Source organism: Aquimarina discodermiae (assembly GCF_040786235.1).
GTDB lineage: Bacteria > Bacteroidota > Bacteroidia > Flavobacteriales > Flavobacteriaceae > Aquimarina.
Genome location: NZ_JBFMKP010000030.1, coordinates 1 through 21982, shown reverse-complemented (window position 1 = coordinate 21982; position 21982 = coordinate 1). Strand labels below are relative to the sequence as shown.

Genomic DNA, 21982 nt, shown 5'->3' with positions numbered 1-21982 from the left:
TGATATACTGTTGTTAGTCCCCATTAGAAATTTAGTAGTTTTGTGTTTTATTACTTTAAAATGTCAGAAGAAAAGAAACCGCTCAATTTTATTGAGCATATTATAGAAGAGGATCTCGAAAATGGAATGAGTAAAGAAAATTTACGTTTTCGTTTCCCACCAGAACCAAATGGATACTTACATATTGGTCATACTAAGGCTATCGGGATTAGTTTTGGATTAGGGCTTGCATATCAAGCACCAGTTAATTTACGTTTTGATGATACAAACCCGGCAAAAGAGGAGCAGGAGTATGTAGATGCTATTAAAAATGATATTGCCTGGTTAGGATATCAATGGGATCGTGAATGTTATTCTTCTGATTATTTTGAACAGTTATATAATTGGACTATTCAATTAATTAAAGAAGGAAAAGCATATGTAGACTCTCAATCTGCAGAAGCTATTGCAGAACAAAAAGGAACGACTACAGAAGCAGGTCAAAATAGCCCTTTTAGAAATCGTTCTGTAGAAGAAAATCTGGATCTTTTTAAAAAGATGAAAGATGGTGTTTTTGATGAAGGAGAACATGTGGTACGAGCCAAAATCGATATGGCTGATCCAAATATGTTGATGCGTGATCCTTTGATGTATAGAATTTTGAAAAAATCACATCATAGAACTGGGGATACTTGGTGTATTTATCCTATGTATGACTGGACACATGGAGAGAGTGATTATATAGAGAATATTTCACATTCTTTATGTTCATTAGAGTTTAAACCACATAGAAAGTTATACGATTGGTTTTTAGATCAAATATATACTGATAATATAAGGCCTAAACAGCGAGAATTTGCCAGACTTAACTTGAGCTATACAATTATGAGTAAGCGTAAATTGTTAAAGCTGGTAGAAGAGAAGGTGGTAACAGGATGGGATGATCCTAGAATGCCCACAATTTCGGGATTAAGAAGACGTGGTTATACTCCAAATTCTATTCGAAAATTTGTTGAAACCGTGGGGGTAGCAAAGCGCGAAAATGTTATTGATGTTTCGTTATTAGAGTTTTGTGTGAGAGAAGATCTTAATAAAATTGCCCCAAGAGTAATGGCAGTGTTAGATCCTGTAAAATTAGTAATTACTAATTATCCAAAAGGTGAAGAAGAGTGGTTAGAATCAGAAAATAATCCAGAGGATGCGTCTTCTGGTACTAGAAATGTTCCTTTTTCTGGTGAATTATACATAGAACGAGAGGATTTTAAGGAGGATGCAGGGCAGAAGTACTTCAGATTAACATTAGGTAAAGAAGTACGTCTTAAAAACGCTTATATTATTAAAGGTGAGGAGGTCATTAAGGATGATTCTGGTAGGATTACAGAAATACGATGTACTTATGACCCAAAGAGTAAATCGGGTAGTGGTACTTCAGCATCTAAACGTAATGTAAAAGGTACATTACATTGGGTTTCTGTAGCTCACGCTATTCCTGCCAAAGTAAGAATATATGATCGATTGTTTAGTGATGAAGCACCTGGTGGTCATAAAGACAAAGACTTTATGGAATTCTTAAATCCTAATTCTTTGAAAGTTATTACTGGATATGTTGAACCAAGCTTAAAAGAAGCATCAAAATTAGATCAATTTCAGTTTCAGAGATTAGGTTATTTTAATGTCGATGATGATAGCAAACCTGATGATTTGGTTTTTAATAAAACAGTGGGATTAAGAGATACCTGGGCAAAGGTAAAACCTAAATCTCCTCAGCAAAACGCTCAAAAACCAGCACAAAAACAACATACAGTATTACCAATAGATGAAATAAAGAGAGCAGGTAAGAAGTATACCAATTTGCCAGAGGAGAAAAGAGAAGTCTTAAAAAATAAGATTAAAGAGGCTGCTTTACAAATAGATATAGAAGAACTAATACCACTATATGAAACTGCAGTAAAAAAGGCGGGAACACGTATTGCCACTGCAATTGCTCTAGATACGGTTTTAGAAAATAAAGGGCTTCAACCCGATCAGTTAGCGCAAGATTTTATTATAAAAGCATCTGAGGATAAGAATGAATTATTACAGTTAGAAGCCAAAGAAATTGCTTCAAAATACAATATATAAGAAAAAGACCCCAAAGGTTTCGAAACCTTTGGGGTCTTTTTTATAATGTTCTTAAAAGTTTAATTTTCAGAGATATGCTCGTCTTCGGGTATTTGTATTTCAGTTTTGAATTTCGGAAATAAGGCTTGTGTTTCCGGATCGTTCAAAAGCTTATTCGATTCTACAAAATACCATTGCGATTTCTTCTTATCATAAAATCCAAACAATGAACTTTTAATGGTTATCTGTCTACCATTAAAATCCATCTGGACTGTGGTTTTTATAAGACAGCGATATTCTTTATTTTCTTTTTTTATTTCTGTAACTTCATTTACTTCAGAACTGACTATCTTTATTTTTTGAGCAGTCATGGTTCTAAAAATATCCTTCATGGTATCAACCATCTGGTCCTTACCAAATTTTTTTATAATTTTTGGATGTGTATATTTTACTAAAACATTAGGATCTTTATCCAACGAGGCTTGTGTGGTTGCTTTAGCATCACGAAGAGCTTCTTTTTTTAAAGTGTCGATTTTTTGACTAAATACATTTCCTGTGATCAACAGAAAAATTAGTACGTAAGTTTTCATTTGGGAAGTTTTTCTTACAAAGATACTAATTTTATAACTATAAATTTTTATTATTAAATCTGTATAATGATTGATTTTTATTATTATAAATGGATTTATATAAAACGTTTTAAGAAAGAATAAAAAAGTGATAATGTGATATTATCTATGTGTGATTTAAAGTTTGTTAAATCTCATTAAATTGGTTTTTCAAAAAAATAACCCGAATACCAGGACAGCATCGGGTTACTTTTGAATTTTTTTAGATTTTTAATTGGTATCTGGTTTTTTACCGATTCCTTTTTTTGCATTTTGTCTTTTCATTTCTTCACCTATTTGATTAGAAGCTGTAAAAGATGCAATCATATTATTTAGCATATCACTTCCTGCTTGTGGAGAATTTGGTAATAGAATTAAATTACTGTTTGTTTCTTCACCGATGGATTGTAAAGTATCGTAATGTTGTGTTACTACAATTAGGGCAGAAGCTTCTTGAGAATTAATACCAACATTGTTTAAAACATCCACACTTTCTTCTAGTCCTCTTGCAATTTCACGACGTTGATCTGCGATACCTTGTCCTTGTAATCTTTTACTTTCTGCTTCTGCACGTGCTTTTGCTACAATCTTAATTCTTTCTGCTTCTGCTTCATATTCTGCTGCAACTTTTTCTCGTTCTGCTGCATTAATCCTGTTCATAGCTTCTTTTACTTGTAAATCTGGATCGATATCGGTTACAAGTGTTTTAATGATATCGTAGCCATAGTTAACCATTGCTTCATTAAGTTCTTGTTTTACTGCGATAGCAATGTCATCTTTACGTTCGAATACATCGTCTAATTTCATTTTAGGAACTTCGGCACGAACTACGTCAAATACATAAGATGTAATTTGATCGTGCGGATTTTCTAACTTATAAAAAGCGTCATATACTTTGCTTTTGATAACCTGAAATTGAACTGAAATCTTAAGGCGAACAAATACATCATCTTTTGTTTTCGTTTCAACAAGTACATCTAACTGTTGAATTTTTAAATTTATTCGTCCTGATATACGGTCAAAAACGGGTATTTTAAAATGTAGTCCAGAATTACGAATACTTAAAAATTTACCAAAACGTTCCACGACGGCAGAAGTTTGCTGTTTTACGGTAAATATCCCAGATAATAGAATGATAAAACCGAAGATTATAAAAGGTATTAGATATAAACTCATAGTTATTGTTTTGAAAGTTATAATTTAGTGATGTTTGAAAGTACTAATAAATTAAATAGTATCTAGTTTTATTTAGATAATGTTATAAATGCGGTATATGTACTGTCTGTCATATTTATAGATTCTAAACTCCAACCTTGTTTTGCATGACTATTTAGATTTTCTTCCATTTTTTGCCTTAGTTTTTCTATTAACCAGTTATTTAATCGCTTTAAGTACTCTATACTATTTTTTGTAATTAAAGTATTTACTTTAGTTAGTAGATAAACACGTAATTCTGTTACAATTAACTTTTGTTGTTATAGGAGAGATCGTGTAATATACATGTTACTGATCGATAATTATTTTATATATATTTGCCGACTAATTTTTAATCAGTCAATTATGAAAAAAATTATTTTAAAACTGTTTTTGGTATTTATTCCATTACTATTTACAAACTGTGCATCTACTCTTAACTCGAAGATGCAAAAAGTTACGGTTTTTACTGTATCAGACGATTGTAAGGTTTATGTTAATGATAAATTACAAGGTAAGGGTAGTAGTGTCAAAACAAAAATGGAAAGAAACCAAAGTGTAAAACAAGTAAAGATTGAAAGGGAGGGCTATAAAACAGTTTATTCTACTCATTATCAAGATAGAAAATCTCCATTGTATATTATGTCATGGGTTCCTTTTGGAGTGCTTTTTTATCCTCCGTTTTTGGATTTTGGACCAAAAAGTTTTGATTACGCTAGGAAGCTTACAATTGAAGAAAAACCTGTAAAAATATTATCAAGAACTGATAATATGAAATATTTATTTCTTAAGAATACTGCTTTTGATGTAGAGAAAGAAGATTTAGAATTTAAAAGAATTAAAAAGAGAAGGTATGAGAAGAATATAAGTAAGTATAAATCTGTAATTACTTCTGATGAAGATTTGGATTTTGATAACTCTATTTTTAATAGCGCACTTAACGAGATATTACTGGCTAATAATTATTTTGATACTACAGAAACTATTTTTAAAAGTAGGATTAACTCTGCTTATATAAGCGCAAAGGTTACCGAAATAAGCTTTGAGGAAGTGTACGAACAGGCTGCAAGATCGACTAAAAGTTTCGTGGTTGGTAAATCAGAGATTGAATGGGAAATTTTTGATTTATATGACCAATCTTTATATAAAACTAAGGTAGAGTCTAAATCTGGACAATTCTCTTATAGCTTTAACGGAAAGGATATATTAAGAGTATGTATGGAGGATATGCTTAAAGCTTCTTTTTTTAGATTACTTGGTAATGATGATGTAAAGGAAATATTGGAATTGGGTACAGAAAAGGATGAAAAGCTTGAGTTTATAACACTTAATAATAATGGGAGTAATAAATCTTTGGAGGAAGCTATAAATGCTACGGTAACAATAAAAGTAGACAAAGGACATGGAAGCGGTTGTGTAATTAGCAATGATGGGTATATTCTTACTAATTTTCATGTAGTATCTGGTGATAATAAAAATATCTATATAATTACACAGGATGGTGTGAAGTTAGAAGCAAAAATCGTTAGAAAAAATGTAGCTATGGATTTGGCTCTTCTTAAGGTTGAAAAAAGTTTTGATAAAATTTATACACTTCCATCTTCAAAAAACTATTCAATAGGTCAAGACGTATATGCAATAGGAACTCCTAGTAATATTGATTTAGGTCAAACACTTAGTAAGGGAATTGTTTCTGGTCTGCGTACACCTAAAAAGAACACCAATTATATTCAAACAGATGCTAGTATAAACTCTGGTAATAGTGGTGGTGCATTAGTAAATAAAAAAGGTGAATTGATAGGTATAGTAAACTCAAAGGTTTTTGGTTTTGGAGTAGAAGGATTAGCTTTTGCAATTCCTGCGGTAGATGTACAAAAATTCCTTTTTCTTAATTATTAAATGATTTAATAAATTATAAAAAACCCAACTTCAACGAGTTGGGTTTTCTTATATATATAATTAAGCTCTTTCTATAGTATTTTTTATTCTTGCAATAGTTTCTTCTTTACCTATCATAGAGGCGATTACAAAAAGATCAGGTCCTTGTAAAGAGCCGACCAATGCTATGCGAAGTGGCATCATGATTTTACCAAAACCAATTTCCTTTCCTTTTATCCAACTTTTTACAATAGTAGAAACATTATCTTCAGAAAAATCTGATATATCTTGTAATATCCTGATTAATTCATGCATCAATAGGGGAGTATCTTCTTTCCATGCCTTTTTGATAGCTTTTTCATCATATTGTGTAGGTGATGTAAAAAAGAAGTGACTAAGATCCCATAAATCTGCAGTAAAAACAGCTCTTTCTTTTACAGTTTCTACTATTTTATCAATATCTAAAGTTGTCGAAATTCCTTTATCAACTAATAGTTTTCTAAAGGTTGCAGATAGAATAGGAGTGTCTGTATTTTGTAGATGTTGTTGTTGAAACCATTTTGTTTTTTCGGGATCAAACTTTGCACCAGCTTTATTGACTCTCGCAAGATCAAATTCTTGAATCAATTCTTCTAAAGAAAATAATTCTTGTTCGGTTCCTGGATTCCATCCTAAAAAAGCTAACATGTTAATAACAGCTTCTGGTAGGTAGCCATCTTCTCTATATCCAGAAGATATTTCGTCGTTTTTAGGATCGTGCCATTGTAAAGGAAATACAGGAAATCCCATTTTGTCTCCATCTCTTTTGCTTAGTTTACCTTTACCAATAGGTTTTAAAATTAAAGGTAAATGTGCAAAAGAAGGCGCTTCCCAACCTAATGAACGATATAACAAAACGTGTAAAGCCAAGGATGGTAACCATTCTTCTCCTCGTATAACATGAGTGATCTGCATAAGATGATCATCAACTATATTAGCAAGGTGATAGGTAGGCATCCCATCACTTTTAAATAGTATTTTATCATCTAGAATATTAGTGTCAATTTTTATAGAACCTCGTATTTCGTCTGTTAAATTAAGAGTTTCATTTTGAGGTGTTTTAAAACGAATTACATACGCTTCTCCTGCTTTTAGTTTAGAATTTACCTCTTCTTTAGATAAGGATAATGAGTTTTGAAGAGTAGTTCTATTATTCCAGTTATACACAAAAGTTTTACCGTCAGATTCATAATTATTTCTGAGAGAAGATAACTCTTCTGCAGTATCAAAGGCATAATAGGCAAACCCATCGTTTACAAGTTGATCTGCATATGTTTTATATAAATGTTTGCGTTCGCTTTGTCTGTACGGTCCAAAACCACCATCTTTTTCTGGACCTTCATCATAAGGAATCATGCACCAATCTAATGCATCTTTTATATAATTTTCGGCTCCCGAAACATACCTGTTTTGATCTGTATCTTCTATTCGTAATATAAAAGTACCATTATGTTTTTTGGCATATAGGTAATTAAATAGAGCAGTTCGTACTCCTCCGATATGAAGAGGACCTGTAGGACTTGGTGCAAATCGTACCCTGATATCTTTTGTCATGATTGTGTTTTTACTTTTATAAGCCTTAAAAAGGACTACAAAGATACGATCTTATATAGGTTAAGAAATATTTTTTATGTGCTAAAATGTAAATTAGTTTTGTGCTAATTCTATCATTTCACGTGGAACACGTTTGTTCATAATTTTAAACCATAGTGGGGGAACAAGTGCTAATGCTACTGATGTTGGATAACCAAACGGTAACTGAGGACTTTGTGCTTTGTGTTCTAAGATTTGATATTTTTTTGAAGCACGGTGATGATGATCGCTATGCCTTGTTAATTCATATAGCATGATTCTACCTAGAGTATGATTTGAGTTCCAGGAGTGTTTTTCCTGTACGCGTTCATACCTGTTGTTAGAAGTTTTAGCTCTTAATAAACCATAATGTTCTATATAGTTTACTGTTTCTAATAATAAAAATCCTGTTATGGCACTTGTTATGGCTATTTGTAAACCTATAAATCCATAACCCATAAAAATTAGTAAAAGATAAGAGAGGGTTATAATAAGATACCAAAACATGTCATTATGGATAGATAAAAATGAATGTTTATGTTGTTTTAATAGTTTTGCTTGTGTGTTCCATGCATTAACATATTGACCGATAGAAGAAGTAATCCAGAATAAATATACGGGTTGATTGTAGCGAGCTGTTGCTGGATCGTTTTTTGTTGCTACGTATTGATGATGCCCATAATTATGTTCTATAAAGAAATGCATATACAGAGCGGGTAGTAACAGTGCTTTTCCTATGAAGCGCTCATAAGTAAATCGATGACCAAGTTCATGTCCTACGTTAATACCGTTTGCACCAAATACGATCCCATTAGAAAGTACGATCCCGACAAATTCATAGGTGTTTAATGTATGGGTAGTAACTGTATGTAATGTTAAAAATAGTAAACCATAAACTATAGGTAAATTTAAATGTAACATCCAGTCAAATACAAGCTTTTTAGATTTAGATAATTTGGTTTCATTGTCTAAAATTTGTGAAGTAGAAGGTGTAATTAGTTCTAGTAACGGAATAAAGACAAAAGCATATATAGGTGTTAAATACGTAAATAGCCCTAGTTGTAAATGACCTATGATTGCCATTAAAGGAACAGTATATGCACAAAGGTATTTTAAATCTTTCATAACGTATTGCATGTTAGTGAATTGAATTATCATAAATATAACAATTCTATTAAAAATAAAATTGTAGTTTTAGAAGGTAATGAATAAAGTGCACTTATTGTATGAAGAATTTTGAATTCATTAAAACAAAGCTGGAAAAATTTATTAAAAAGTATTATATCAATGAACTTATAAAGGGTATAATATTATTTTTTACCATAGGAGTTTTATACTTTTTAGCAACCTTATTAATTGAGAATTTTCTTTGGCTAAATAGTATGGGTAGAACCATTTTGTTTTGGTTATTTATTGGGGTAGAGTTTCTATTGTTTATAAAGCTAATTGCAATACCAATTGCGAAACTTTTTAAATTGGCCAAAGGAATAGATTATGATATTGCTTCTACTATTATCGGAAAACACTTTCCTGAAGTTAGCGATCGATTGTTAAACTTATTACAATTGGGACGTAGCAATGCTACTTCTGATTTATTGATAGCGGGTATAGAACAGAAATCAAACGAATTAAAACCTATTCCGTTTAGATTGGCTATTAATCTTGGTAAGAATGTTAAATACCTAAAATATGCGGCTATACCAGTAGGTTTTGTGTTGTGCTTGTTTGTTTTTAATAAAATACATTGGATTTCAGATAGTTACAATAGAGTTGTAAACTATGAGGTGGCATATGAGCCTCCTGCGCCTTTTCATTTCTATATTGTTAATAAAAGCTTAAATGCATATGAGAATACCGACTTTGTTTTAAAAATTAGAACTACTGGGGAAATTATACCAGAGAATGCTACTATTGTTTATAATGAAGAGGTTTATTTTTTGAATAATGTTGGCCTTGGTGAGTTTGAATATACATTTGTTCAGCCAAAAAGTAGACTAGATTTTAGAATTGAAGCAAATAATGTTAAGTCAAAAGATTATAGTTTAGAGGTAGTACCAATACCTGCATTATTGGATTTTGAAATGAGATTGGATTATCCACAGTATACACAAAAAAAGGATGAAGTAATTAAGAGTTCTGGTAATGCTACAATTCCAGAAGGTACCAAAGTAGACTGGATTGTTAGTACAAGGAATACTAATAAAGTAGAGTTCGTTACTAAAGATTCTATAGTTGCGTTTGATAAAGAGAACCAAAATTTTGCGCATAATAGACAAATATTCTCTAACCTTGATTATGAAATTACGACTTCGAATACCAATGTAAAAAACTATGATAATTTATCTTTTAATCTTAATGTGATCAAGGATCAATACCCAGAGCTTAACTTGAAATCAAAAAAGGATTCTATCGATTTAGAAACCATGTATTTCTTTGGTAAGGTAAGCGATGATTTTGGTTTGAGTAAACTTAGACTGGTGTACTACGATGTTGATGATGTGACTAGTAGTAAGATCGAAAGTATAGCTATTAATAAATCTGTTTTTGATGAATTTATTTATGTTTTTCCGAACAATTTGATTTTGGATGAAGGTGTTAATTATGAATTTTATTTTGAAGTATTTGATAATGATGTATTGCATAATTATAAAAGCACTAAGAGTACAGTCTTTAGTTTTAGAAAAAAAACTAAAGAAGAACAGGAAAATTTGTTACTTCAAAAACAGAATGAAACTATTTCAGGACTCAATAAATCTTTAGATAAATTTAAAGAACAAGAGAAGGAATTGATGAATCTTAGTAAGATACAAAAAGAAAAAAAGTTACTTGATTTTAATGATAAAAAAAAGTTAGAAGACTTTTTAAATAGACAAAAGGAGCAGGAGAAAATGATGCAGGATTTTTCAAAAAGGTTGAAAGATAATTTGAATGAGTTGAAGGATAAAAAGGAAGAAGAACCATTTAAGGATGCACTTAAAGAAAGACTTGAACGTAATGAAGAGAAACTAAAAAAGAATGAAAAACTTCTGGAAGAAATAGAACGATTGGCTGGTAAAATTAAGAAAGAAGAGTTGACAAAGAAGTTAGATGAATTAGGTAAGGAAAATAAAAGTTTAAAGAAAAATTTAGAACAGTTGTTAGAGTTGACTAAAAGATTTTATGTTATTGAAAAGCATGAGAAGTTAGCCAACGAATTGGACAATATGGCTAAGAAGCAGGAGGAGTTATCTGAAAAGAACAAGGAAGAAAACACGAAGGATAAGCAAGAAGAATTGAATAAGGAATTCGAAGAATTTCAAAAGGAAATGGAAGACTTGCGAAAGGAAAATAAGGCGTTAAAAAAGCCTATGAAATTGGATCAAAAGAAAGAAGATGAAAATGAGATAAAGGAAGAGCAGAAGAAAGCGAGTGATAATTTAGAGAAGCAAAATAATTCTGAAGCCAAAAAGAACCAGAAAAGTGCTGCCCAAAAGATGAAACAAATGGGTAGTAATATGCGTTCTCAAATGCAGATGTCTGGTGCAGAACAACAGCAAGAGGATATAGAAATGCTTAGACAGGTATTAGATAATTTGGTAGATTTTTCTATGGCACAAGAAAACCTTATGAAAGAGTTGAAGGGTATTAATATGGATAATCCTTCTTACTCTTCTAAGTTAAAAAAGCAAAGTGTGCTTAGAGAAAATTTTATTCATATTGATGATAGTTTATATGCGTTGGCTTTAAGAACTCCTCAGATTACAGAGAGTGTTACAAATACACTTTCTGATATCGAGTTTAATATAGATAAATCATTAGAAAGGTTAGCAGAAAACAAGGTGGTACAGGGTTCGGCAAATCAACAATATACTGTTACAGGTTCTAATGATTTGGCCTATCTTTTAAGCAGGACGTTGGATCAAATGCAAAATAGTATGGCCGCATCTAGTGGTAAAGGAAAAAGTGGTGAAGGCGAATTTCAGTTACCCGATATCATTAAGAAACAGGAAGAACTAAATGATAAGATGGAAGAAGGTTCTAAAAGCGGAAGTAAACAAGGTAAACAGCAGGGTGAAGGAAAAGAAAAAAGTGAAGGTAAAGGAAAAGAAAATGGTAGCCAGAAAGGTGATGAAAAAGGAAAAGAAAATGGTGGTAATAAAGGAGGTGATAAGGATGGAAAAAATGAAGGTGATGGAAATAGTGGAGGTGAAAATGGAGAAGGTAAATCTGAAATGCAAGGCGAACAAATGAACGGTGAGTTGTATGAAATTTATAAGCAACAACAACAGCTAAGGAATGCCTTGGCCGATAAGATTAGAGAATCTGGAAAAGGAAGAGGTACCGGAAATAATCTTTTACGTAGAATGGAGGAAGTGGAACAAGAGTTATTAGAAAAAGGTTTTAATACAGAAACATTGAAGAAGATGCAGGACTTGAAGCATCAGTTATTAAAACTTAATGAGGCTGCTTTTGAGCAAGGAGAAGAAGAAAGAAGAGAAAGTAAAACAAACAGAACACTATTTGATGATCAAAATATTGAAGCTATAAATAAAGCAAAACAATATTTTAATACTACAGAGATATTAAATAGACAAGTATTACCTTTGCGGCAAAATTATAAACAAAAGGTTCAGCAGTATTTTAAGATAGAGAATGATTAATTTTTATTATGAAACTAATTTCGTTTTAACGAAAGAAGTGCAGGTAACAAGTTGGATTAATAAGGTAGTAGTATCTGAATCTAAAAGCATCGGAGAGATAAATTTTATCTTTTGTGATGATCAGTATTTATTAAAAATTAACCAGAACTTTTTAAATCATGATACGTTTACAGATATCATAAGTTTTGATAATTCTATGGGAAATAAACTATCAGGTGACATCTATATTTCTATAGAAAGAGTAAGAGAAAATGCCGACATTTTTGAGGTTACTTTTGACGAAGAACTAAGAAGAGTTATGATACATGGTGTGTTACATTATTGTGGATATAAGGATAAGTCTAAGATAGAGAAAGAGGAAATGTCTGGGAAGGAAGATGAAAAATTAAAAATGTTCCACGTGGAACATTAAGAGAAATATGAATTAAAAATGTTCCACGTGGAACAATTGGATAAAGATTATGTTTGGTATAGAGTATGATGTTATTGTAGTAGGAGGAGGTCACGCAGGTAGTGAAGCTGCCGCGGCAGCGGCAAATTTAGGTTGTAGCACGTTACTTATTACAATGAATTTGCAAAACATTGCGCAAATGAGTTGTAATCCGGCTATGGGCGGAATTGCAAAAGGACAAATAGTAAGAGAGATAGATGCACTTGGTGGATATAGTGGTATTGTAAGTGATAAAACTGCAATACAATTTAAAATGTTGAATAAATCAAAAGGACCTGCTATGTGGAGTCCAAGAGTGCAAAGCGATAGAATGCGTTTTGCAGAAGAGTGGCGATTGCTTTTGGAGCAAACCAATAACTTGGATTTTTACCAAGAAATGGTAAGCGGGTTAGTTGTAGAAAATGGTGAAGTGAAAGGTGTAAAAACTTCATTGGGTCTTGAGATAAAAGCAAAAACTGTTGTTTTGACAAATGGTACTTTTTTAAATGGATTAATTCATATAGGAGAGAAACAATTTGGCGGGGGTAGATCTGGTGAAAAAGCAGCGACAGGAATTACAGAACAATTAATTGATCTTGGTTTTGATGCAGGAAGAATGAAAACAGGAACTCCTCCTAGAGTAGATGGAAGATCTTTGGATTATTCTAAAATGATAGAACAACCGGGAGATGAGCAACCAGAAAAATTTAGTTATTCTAATTTAACAAAACCATTAAAAGAGCAAAGATCATGTTATATGACATATACTTCTACAGAAGTACATAATTTGCTTAGAGAAGGTTTTGATCGTTCTCCAATGTTTAATGGAAGTATTAAAAGTATAGGTCCAAGATATTGCCCATCTATAGAAGATAAAATTAATCGTTTTGCAGATAAAGATAGACATCAACTTTTTGTAGAACCTGAAGGATGGAATACTGTAGAAGTTTATGTAAATGGATTTTCAACATCTTTGCCAGAGGATGTTCAGTTTAAAGCATTACGATCTGTGGTGGGATTTGAGAATGTAAAGTTTTTTAGACCAGGGTATGCGATCGAGTATGATTATTTTCCTCCGACACAGCTAACGCATACCTTAGAGACAAAGTTGATTTCGGGCTTGTATTTTGCAGGTCAAATTAATGGGACCACTGGATATGAAGAAGCAGCATCTCAGGGTTTGATGGCGGGTATGAATGCGGCGCTAAAAGTAAAAGAAAAAGAATCTTTTATTTTAAAGCGTAGCGAAGCTTATATTGGCGTTCTTATAGATGATCTTATTACCAAAGGTACAGAAGAGCCTTATAGAATGTTTACTTCTAGAGCAGAGTATAGAACGTTATTAAGACAAGATAATGCTGATTTTAGATTAACGCCAAAATCTTTCGAAATTGGATTGGCTTCAGAAGAAAGGATGAGAAGAATGGAGAGAAAAGAAAAACAGTCTTCAGACTTTGTTCAGTTTTTTAAAGAAACAAGTATTTCTCCAGAAGAAGCAAATCCTGTTTTAGAAAAAAATGATTCTTCACCAATTAAGCAAAGTGGTAAATTGTTTAAGCTGTTTTCTAGACCACAAATTAATCTTAAGGATGTAATGGGGTTTGAAAAAGTTTCAACATACATCAAAGAAAATAATCTTGATAAAGAAGTTTTAGAGCAAACAGAAATTCAGGTAAAATATTCTGGATATATAGAAAAAGAAAAAAATAACGCAGATAAATTAAATCGTTTAGAAGATTTAAAAATCCCGAAGGATTTTGATTATACTAAATTAAAATCATTATCGTTTGAAGCATGTGAGAAAATGTCTAAAATTAGACCAGCAACTATTTCACAAGCATCACGAATTAGTGGGGTTTCTCCAAGTGATATTTCTGTTCTTTTAGTGTATATGGGTAGATAATGAAAAAAGTATTTTGTAAACAGGAAAAACCATTAAAAGGAAAAATTGTTTCTTTTATTTTTTTATTTTTTACCATAATGTTGTTCGTAACAGAAACAGAATTGCTTTTAATCAAATTGCTTTTTTTACTAGTCTCATTGTTTTTGGTTGGATATTCTATTTCTTATGAATTTGGTTCAGGCTTTAATAATTATAAAGTGGTTTCTGTTTTTCGAATTGTGTTACTAAAAAGTAAATTAGATGTAGAGTATCCCGATTATATTTCTGTTTTTGCAATTTCATCTAGCATAGATAATGAATGGGGTGCAATTGCTGCAATAGGAACCAAAGAAAGACAGGATAGGTTTGCTATTCGTTTTTTTAAGGAAAATAAACATTTTACTGTCTATAGAGCAAGAGACCATGAAAAAGCAATAAAAAAAGCTAATGAAATTCAAAAGGTTTTAAACGTAGAAATATATGATGCTACAAAAAAATAGTTCCACGTGGAACATGTTGTTTATTTGTAACATTTGGTTCAAACGAAAATAATAGTGAGTTAATGAAAAGTGTTTTTATGTTCTTTGTTTCATTTTTGTTGTTTTCATGTATAACTACACACAAAGTAAGAGATATTGATCATTTTAGAATTGAAACAGAAGACAACCTTAATGAAGAGGTATTTGTTTTTAAACCTAAAATGCTTCCAGAAGAAGCACGTCGTTCTTTACGAAAACAATTTCACTTGTTAGATAATCAAAAATTGTCTGATTTTGATACCAAGTTGTTTAATGACTTGGATTTTATATTTAATATCAGAATTAGTTTTGAAACTGATAGACAAGTTAACACCAATTTAATTTCATCGTTAATAGATAAGGAAATAGAAAATGAAATAGAAAATGAAATTGGAAGTATTGAAACTTTCGTAAAAATTATTGTTTTGGATAGTGAGGGAAATAATTGTCTTTCTCAAAAATCTCTTTTTTGTAATAAAGTTCGATCGTTTTTAATAGAAATAAGAGATACTGTGCAAAAAGAAAAATATTATAATAACGTCATACCAAAATAATGAATGTAGAAAAGGAACTTACATTTTTTTTAGAATGTAAAGATTATACAGTATCTAAGGATAAGTTTAAATTATTGTACGATGCAGAATATGATATGTTGATTACGGTTCCAAAACCAAGTGAAAATGACTTAGGAAAATATTATGAGAGTGAAGACTATATTTCTCATACAGATGCAAAGAGATCAATTTTTGAAAAATTATACCATAGTGTAAAAACATATGCCATTCGTAAAAAAGTTGAGCTACTTTATTCATTAGATCAAAAAACAGGAGATCTTTTGGATATTGGTGCGGGAACAGGTGATTTTTTAAGTAAAGCAAAAAGTAAAGGTTGGAATGTAACGGGGATAGAACCTAATGAATCTGCAAGAGAGTTGGCAAAGCAAAAAAGTGTTTTTTTAAAAGATACCACAAAGAACATTCCCGATGAATCATTTGATATTATTACAATGTGGCATGTTTTAGAACACGTGCCAAATGTAAAAGAACAAATAAGAGAATTAAAACGTCTTTTAAAACCAAACGGATATGTAATCATAGCGGTTCCAAACTTTAAATCCTATGATGCTAATTATTATAAATCATTTTGGGCTGCATACGATGTGCCCAGACATCTTACTCATTTTTCAAAAGCAAGCATTCAAAAACTTTTTAATGAAAAAAATCTAGCACTTCAAAAAGTGTTGCCAATGAGATTTGATTCATATTATGTTGCACTGCTTTCAGAAAAATATAAAACCAATAATATGAATTTTTTGAAGGCTTTTTGTGTGGGATTCTTCTCAAATATAAAGGGAAGAGCAACTGGAGAGTATTCTTCGCATATTTATGTCTTAAAAAACCATTAATTATTGTTTTAAAGGGTATTTAAACCCATTCTATTACACGTGCTTTGTGATGGGGTCTTTTTTATTTTTAAAGGCCTTAAAACGCTTGAAAACAATTTATTTTTTATAGCTTTTTTATATTGTTTTTATTTTTTATATTGTTTTTATTTATAGTTTGTTTTTTTGATATATTATATCAAAAACATCGACTTAACTTTGATATTTTTGCGCAGAACTTAATTATAAAGAAATGAAAAAAATTTTATGTGTTGCAGGAGCTCTACTTTTATTGGCTTCTTGTAATCAGCAAATAGAAAAAACGGGTTATGTAAACAACACAAAAGTTGTTTCTGACTTTAAAGAAATGAAAACGGCTCAGGAAAAATGGACAAAGCGAAATAATGAAGTAAGAGCTGAGCTGGAAGGTAAAGCAAAACAATTTCAAATTGAAGTACAAGGGTATCAAACGATCATGAAATCCATGACAGCTTCAAACAGAGAAAAGAAAGAAAAGGAATTAATGACCAAACAGCAGGAACTGCAGAGAGAACAACAACAAAAAATGCAGGAAATCCAGCAAGGAAGTCAAAAAGAAATAGATTCTATTATCAATAAAGTAAAAGATTTTATTGAATCATATGGTGAGAAAAATGGGTATACTTACATCTATGGAGATACCGAAACCAGTAACATTTTATATGGTAAAAAAGAACTTGATTTGACCGATAAAATTCTAAAAGAATTAAATGGGGCAGAAGCAGATTCTACCAAAACAAAGGAATAAAGTTTCTTTGAAAAAATTATAAGAGAGACCGTCTAAAATAACTTAGACGGTCTTTTTCTTTTATGATATTCATAATGTTAACTGGGGTTATTGATTAGTTCTAGATAATAAAGTATGGATTTAAATGATTTAAGTTCTTTTTTAATGCTCTGCCATTCCCAATATCCTCTTTTATTTTTATTGGATTAATTATTTTAATACCAATGGTTTATGATTCGTGTTTTGTTGATCTTCTCAAAAAAAATTTTAATGTTAAAGTATGATTGTATGTCCAATAATACTTGTAATAATTAACAAAAAAGATGTATTGACTTAGCAGAAGAATTGAGTATTAAGTATCCTAACTATTATTTATGCTATCGTCTGTAAATTTTATAAGTACCCGTTTTTATCTTTCTTCTATAGGTGCTTATAGGATAAAATCAACAGAGTTTTCTCATAGAAATAAAGAATATTTATGTGCTATGTTATTTTGTTAAGGTCTGTATACACGAAATTCTGGAATTAAGACTATAACTCTATAATATGATTAATAAAAACTTGAATCATACATGTTTATTGAAGTAGGTTTGCCTTTTTTAAAGATATAATGATTCCAAAATTAGTGGTCAAACAAAAACATGTTTTTGGATTTATGTAAAAGAGTAAAGCTAGTAACAAGTACCCCAAATTGAGATTTTACTTCTTATATACTCTCTTTACTATAATTTATAGAGATGTCATGAAAAAAGAACTTAGCCTTATAGTAGTATGTGTGTTATTGGCCATTTGTTCCCATGGTCTTTTTGCGCAACGATCCATTGGTAAACCAGATTTTGAAAAAGGACAACAAATTTGTCAAAGAGGTGATGGTGAAAATAGCCATACGGTAATCGCCCCTCTTTTTCCAGGAGTTGCGCTACCATCGGATAATGAATTTATTTTAGAATTGTCGGATCCAAGTGGTAGTTTTGATGATGCTAGTCAGGTACAACAATTAAGTATTACAAATGGCCCTAACAATGCTTCTTCTAGAGAATTAAAAATACGATTCGAAAATTTTGCTATACCAACAAATGTTGGCAGTGATACCTATAAATTACGGGTTAGAACCACAACAGCGATACCAGAAATTATCAGTCTGCTTTCGGATGATGAGGCTATTTATTATTTTGCTAATGATATTACATTGAAATTGAATGATGTACAAGACATTATCCTATGTAATGTTACTTCATTTACTAGAACACTTAACGTTCAGGTATTTGAATATATTCCTGGTTCCCTCGAAGATGGTCCAGAACTAAATCCTGACGATTATCAATTTGAATGGACTAAGGATGGTATAGTTATTCCTGGAGCCTCGGGGTCTAGTCTAGAAGTATCAGAAATTGGAAAATATAAAGCAAGAATACCTTATGGGCTTTGTCAACATATTTTTACATTTACTGAAACCATTAACCATGTGAATGTTTCTATAATAGATGTCTCTACAGTGTTTATAGAAACCCCTTCTCCCGATTTTTCTTTTTGTCCTAACGAATCTAAAATACTTAATTCTAGTATACAAGATACTAGATATACCTACCAATGGATTAAAGACGGAGAACCTGTTGAAGGAGCCGTAAATCCATCATATACCTTACCAGATAATAATTTTGGTGGAGAGTATACCCTAACTATTATGTTTAGTGAGGACTGTACGTTAACCACCAACCCTGTAACTGTTGTAAATGAGGGATCTTCGATTACAAATCCCTTACCAGAAAATCTTATTATTCTACCTACTCAAATTATTACATTGCAGATAGAAACAGATGCTCCCGACGGTAGTATTGTAAAATGGTTCGTTGATACGACCTTGCAAAATCAAGGCCCACTATCTGGGGGTATCAGTACTTTTGAAGCTACTTTTGTTGGAGAATATTGGGTAGAACTAGAAGCAGCAGATGATTGTAATAGTATGTTGTTTTCAGACACAGAGATTTTTGCACCCACCGGTTTCGAAATAGAAATTGGTACCAATGATCAAAATGCTTGTGATGGTGATATAGTTACCTTAGAATTGACAGAAATGATTGGCGAAACCATTACTGGTTTAAAAGTTCCGTTATTACAAGAACAATGGGCATTTTTTGATTTCGAATGGTTTAAAGATGGTATTAGCACTGGCGAGACAACAACCTCTATAGACATTAGTCGATCAGATGAGGATGCTTCTTATGTACTCAGAGCCGATCTAAGAACGGGTGAGTTTACCAATATTTCTTCAGATCCTATCACAGTAGCATTTATTCCAGATGATATTGTAATAGAAGCAAGTGCATTGGTTTTAGAAGAAGGCGGTTCCATAACACTTACAGTTCCTCAAAATGCTTCATATACCTACCAATGGTATAGAAAAGTAGATGACCAGGATGTACTGCTAGAGGGTCAAACCGCTAATACTTTAGAAGTAACAGAAAATGGGATTTATTTTGTAATTATATCATCTGCAATATGTCAGGCAACCATACCCGAGATTAATATTGGCGGTGTTGTTGGTGAAACGGAGATTATTCCTAATATAATCACCTTAAATAATGATGGCATGAATGATACTTGGTTGTTGCCAGAATCACTTTTTAATCAACAAGAAGTAGAGGTTACTATATATAATATCAGGGGTCAGGTTGACTTTACATCGACAAGTTATCAAAATAACTGGCCAATGGAGAATTCAAAATCACAGGGTAAAGACCCTATTTATTACTTTATAATCACAAAAAATAATTCCGTAGTTAGAAAAGGTTCAATAACGGTAATGAGATAATATATGATCAGAAAATTACTTTTAATATTTATCCTTATAAACTAAGTAAATTAGGAAATTGATTTTACTAAAAATTAAAGAGTAAATTCTTTACTAAATGATAGGATGTTTATCTGTTAATAAGTCAGTAGTTTTTTACGAAAATTTAAAATTTAAAAAGTTTGAAATTCTAAAAAAATCAACAGTCTTTCATCATGGTTTTATACATTTCGTCGGTAAAAATTGATTTTTTTAAGGCGATATGAGCTTCATAATCACGTCAAAAAACGTATGATTTGCTATTTTTTTTAAGAAGTTAGCACAAAGTATTATGAAAAATATGGGGAAATTATAGTTTTATTTAGAAACTAATATGATTTTTTTTGATGGGTACAATTACTTGATTAACATAATTTTATGTATATTGAGAGATGTTTCGGGGCTATATTTGAATTTAATTTAGTAAAGCAAGTATTAACAAGTAAGAAAATTATTACAAAAAAATAATAAATTTTAGTTTGATATAAATATTTAATTTATAATTTTATGTCTTGGTAAAAAATATATTAACAATATTATTAACAAGCGCCCCAAATCGCAGTGTTAATATATTATATATTCACCTTACTTTAATAAGTGTGATGTCATGAAAAGAGAACTTAACCGTATATTATTATGTACGCTATTAGTCGTTTGTACTAATAGCCTTTTTGCGCAACGCCCAATTGGTAAACCAGTATTACAAAGTTTTGCGGCCTGTGCAGATAATAGTTTTAATAGTTTTACAGTAATTGCTCCGCTTTCTCCGGGAGCTGCACTTCCATCAGACAATCAATTTATTTTAGAACTATCGGATCCCAGTGGTAGTTTTGCTGATGAAGACTTAGTACAACAACTTAGTACAGTAAATGGACCTAATAATGGGTCAGCTAGTGAATTAGAAATACGATTCGAAAACTTTGCCATCCCTACAGATGCGACTAGCGATACTTTTAAGATGCGTGTTAGAACAACTACTGCCGTACCAGAAAGTATTAGTGAATTATCAGATGATACTTCTATGCATTTTTTTAGAAATGATCTAGAATTATTTTTGAATGAAAGACAAGATGTTATTTTTTGTAATGTCACTTCTTTTACAAGAACTCTTACGATTCGGTTAGAAGATATTGATGATGGAAGTGCCGTAAATCCCGATGATTTTTCTTGGGATTGGTTTAAAGATGATGTACTTATCCCTGGAGAATCGGGATCTAGTATCGAGATATCGCAAGTAGGAAAATATTTTGCAAGAATCCCCCTCGGTGGGTGTCAAAACTTTTTTACATTTGAAGAAACTAATCGTGTAGACGTCTCTATTATAGACGTCTCTACGGTGTTTATAGAGACTCCTTCTCCCGATTTTTCTTTTTGTCCCAACGAATCTAAAATACTTAATTCTAGTATACAAGATACTAGATATACCTACCAATGGATTAAAGACGGAGAACCTGTTGAAGGAGCCGTAAATCCATCATATACCTTACCAGATAATAATTTTGGTGGAGAGTATACCCTAACTATTATGTTTAGTGAGGACTGTACGTTAACCACCAACCCTGTAACTGTTGTAAATGAGGGATCATCGATTACAAATCCCTTACCAGAAAATCTTATTATTCTACCTACTCAAATTATTACATTGCAGATAGAAACAGATGCTCCCGACGGTAGTGATGTAAGATGGTTTGTAGATACTAATTTGCAAAGCCAAGGCCCATTATCAGGAGGTATCAGTACTTTTGATGCGACTTTTGTGGGTCAATATAGAGTAGAAGTAGACGCTACAGATGCATGTAACAGTATGTTATTTTCTGAAACAGAGATTTTTGCACCTACCGGTTTTGAAATAGAAATAGGCACCAATGATCAAAATGCTTGTGATGGTGATACATTTACCTTAGAATTGACAGAAATGATTGGCGAAACCATTACTGGATTAAAAGTTCCGTTATTACAAGAACAATGGGCATTTTTTGATTTCGAATGGTTTAAAGATGGTATTAGCACTGGCGAGACAACAACCTCTATAGACATTAGCCAATCAGATGAGGATGCTTCTTATGTACTCAGAGCCGATCTAAGAACGGGTGAGTTTACCAATATTTCTTCAGATCCTATCACAGTAGCATTTATTCCAGATGATATTGTAATAGAAGCAAGTG

General features: G+C 31.5%; 15 protein-coding genes. 11 read left to right on the top strand and 4 right to left on the bottom strand.

From position 1 onward, the window contains the following. Nucleotides 1-60 precede the first annotated feature (60 nt). Entirely contained in the window at nt 61-2100 is a 2040-nt protein-coding gene (locus ABW636_RS18015) for a glutamine--tRNA ligase/YqeY domain fusion protein (RefSeq protein WP_367591464.1), read from the top strand. Between the two features lie 59 nt (nt 2101-2159). Here the strand turns inward: ABW636_RS18015 and ABW636_RS18010 are convergent, their stop codons facing one another. Then, nucleotides 2160-2669, bottom strand: coding sequence for a hypothetical protein (locus ABW636_RS18010; RefSeq protein ID WP_367591463.1), 510 nt, complete (start codon nt 2667-2669; stop codon nt 2160-2162). 249 nt (nt 2670-2918) lie between these two features. After that, nucleotides 2919-3863, bottom strand: coding sequence for an SPFH domain-containing protein (locus tag ABW636_RS18005; RefSeq protein ID WP_367591462.1), 945 nt, complete (start codon nt 3861-3863; stop codon nt 2919-2921). 384 nt (nt 3864-4247) lie between these two features. Here ABW636_RS18005 and ABW636_RS18000 point away from each other — a divergent pair, with 384 nt between their 5' ends. Beyond that, nucleotides 4248-5780, top strand: coding sequence for a S1C family serine protease (locus ABW636_RS18000; protein ID WP_367591461.1), 1533 nt, complete (start codon nt 4248-4250; stop codon nt 5778-5780). 60 nt (nt 5781-5840) lie between these two features. Here the strand turns inward: ABW636_RS18000 and gltX are convergent, their stop codons facing one another. Then, entirely contained in the window at nt 5841-7352 is a 1512-nt protein-coding gene (gltX, locus tag ABW636_RS17995) for a glutamate--tRNA ligase (protein WP_367591460.1), read from the bottom strand. A 93-nt stretch (nt 7353-7445) separates the two neighbouring features. Next, nucleotides 7446-8495 carry an alkane 1-monooxygenase gene (locus ABW636_RS17990; RefSeq protein WP_367591459.1) on the bottom strand — a complete coding sequence of 350 codons (1050 nt, stop codon included), beginning with the start codon at nt 8493-8495 and terminating at the stop codon, nt 7446-7448. Between the two features lie 257 nt (nt 8496-8752). Between ABW636_RS17990 and ABW636_RS17985 the strand changes: the two genes are divergently transcribed. The 9 genes from ABW636_RS17985 to ABW636_RS17945 form a co-directional block, all read left to right on the top strand. Beyond that, on the top strand, nt 8753-12010 hold the full coding sequence (locus ABW636_RS17985) for a coiled-coil domain-containing protein (RefSeq protein ID WP_367591458.1): 3258 nt from the start codon (nt 8753-8755) through the stop codon (nt 12008-12010). After that, nucleotides 12003-12422: an rRNA maturation RNase YbeY gene (ybeY, locus tag ABW636_RS17980; RefSeq protein ID WP_367591457.1), complete on the top strand. Its 420-nt coding sequence runs from the start codon at nt 12003-12005 to the stop codon at nt 12420-12422. Before ABW636_RS17985 ends, ybeY begins: the two co-directional genes overlap by 8 nt. Nucleotides 12423-12471: 49 nt before the next feature. Continuing rightward, the gene (gene mnmG, locus ABW636_RS17975; protein ID WP_367591456.1) at nt 12472-14343 is read left to right on the top strand and encodes a tRNA uridine-5-carboxymethylaminomethyl(34) synthesis enzyme MnmG; all 1872 of its coding nucleotides are present in this window, start codon (nt 12472-12474) and stop codon (nt 14341-14343) included. Beyond that, nucleotides 14343-14822 (top strand): hypothetical protein, encoded by a 480-nt coding sequence (locus tag ABW636_RS17970; protein WP_367591455.1) that lies wholly within the window; start codon nt 14343-14345, stop codon nt 14820-14822. Before mnmG ends, ABW636_RS17970 begins: the two co-directional genes overlap by 1 nt. 62 nt (nt 14823-14884) lie before the next feature. Beyond that, the gene (locus ABW636_RS17965; protein ID WP_367591454.1) at nt 14885-15394 is read left to right on the top strand and encodes a hypothetical protein; all 510 of its coding nucleotides are present in this window, start codon (nt 14885-14887) and stop codon (nt 15392-15394) included. Continuing rightward, on the top strand, nt 15394-16245 hold the full coding sequence (locus ABW636_RS17960; protein ID WP_367591453.1) for a class I SAM-dependent methyltransferase: 852 nt from the start codon (nt 15394-15396) through the stop codon (nt 16243-16245). Before ABW636_RS17965 ends, ABW636_RS17960 begins: the two co-directional genes overlap by 1 nt. Before the next feature lie 229 nt (nt 16246-16474). Further along, nucleotides 16475-17008: an OmpH/Skp family outer membrane protein gene (locus tag ABW636_RS17955; protein WP_367591452.1), complete on the top strand. Its 534-nt coding sequence runs from the start codon at nt 16475-16477 to the stop codon at nt 17006-17008. Nucleotides 17009-17729: 721 nt separating this feature from the next. Beyond that, the gene (locus ABW636_RS17950; RefSeq protein WP_367591451.1) at nt 17730-19799 is read left to right on the top strand and encodes a T9SS type B sorting domain-containing protein; all 2070 of its coding nucleotides are present in this window, start codon (nt 17730-17732) and stop codon (nt 19797-19799) included. 625 nt (nt 19800-20424) lie between these two features. Then, nucleotides 20425-21982, top strand: a 1558-nt coding sequence (locus ABW636_RS17945) for a hypothetical protein (RefSeq protein ID WP_367591450.1), incomplete at its 3' end; no start/stop codon positions are given.

Coding starts and splice junctions, on each gene's coding strand:
- ABW636_RS18015 (WP_367591464.1), top strand. CDS start 61: ATGTCAGAAGAAAAGAAACCGCTCAATTTTATTGAGCATATTATAGAA.
- ABW636_RS18010 (WP_367591463.1), bottom strand. CDS start 2,669: ATGAAAACTTACGTACTAATTTTTCTGTTGATCACAGGAAATGTATTT.
- ABW636_RS18005 (WP_367591462.1), bottom strand. CDS start 3,863: ATGAGTTTATATCTAATACCTTTTATAATCTTCGGTTTTATCATTCTA.
- ABW636_RS18000 (WP_367591461.1), top strand. CDS start 4,248: ATGAAAAAAATTATTTTAAAACTGTTTTTGGTATTTATTCCATTACTA.
- gltX (WP_367591460.1), bottom strand. CDS start 7,352: ATGACAAAAGATATCAGGGTACGATTTGCACCAAGTCCTACAGGTCCT.
- ABW636_RS17990 (WP_367591459.1), bottom strand. CDS start 8,495: ATGAAAGATTTAAAATACCTTTGTGCATATACTGTTCCTTTAATGGCA.
- ABW636_RS17985 (WP_367591458.1), top strand. CDS start 8,753: ATGGGTAGAACCATTTTGTTTTGGTTATTTATTGGGGTAGAGTTTCTA.
- ybeY (WP_367591457.1), top strand. CDS start 12,003: ATGATTAATTTTTATTATGAAACTAATTTCGTTTTAACGAAAGAAGTG.
- mnmG (WP_367591456.1), top strand. CDS start 12,472: ATGTTTGGTATAGAGTATGATGTTATTGTAGTAGGAGGAGGTCACGCA.
- ABW636_RS17970 (WP_367591455.1), top strand. CDS start 14,343: ATGAAAAAAGTATTTTGTAAACAGGAAAAACCATTAAAAGGAAAAATT.
- ABW636_RS17965 (WP_367591454.1), top strand. CDS start 14,885: ATGAAAAGTGTTTTTATGTTCTTTGTTTCATTTTTGTTGTTTTCATGT.
- ABW636_RS17960 (WP_367591453.1), top strand. CDS start 15,394: ATGAATGTAGAAAAGGAACTTACATTTTTTTTAGAATGTAAAGATTAT.
- ABW636_RS17955 (WP_367591452.1), top strand. CDS start 16,475: ATGAAAAAAATTTTATGTGTTGCAGGAGCTCTACTTTTATTGGCTTCT.
- ABW636_RS17950 (WP_367591451.1), top strand. CDS start 17,730: ATGAAAAAAGAACTTAGCCTTATAGTAGTATGTGTGTTATTGGCCATT.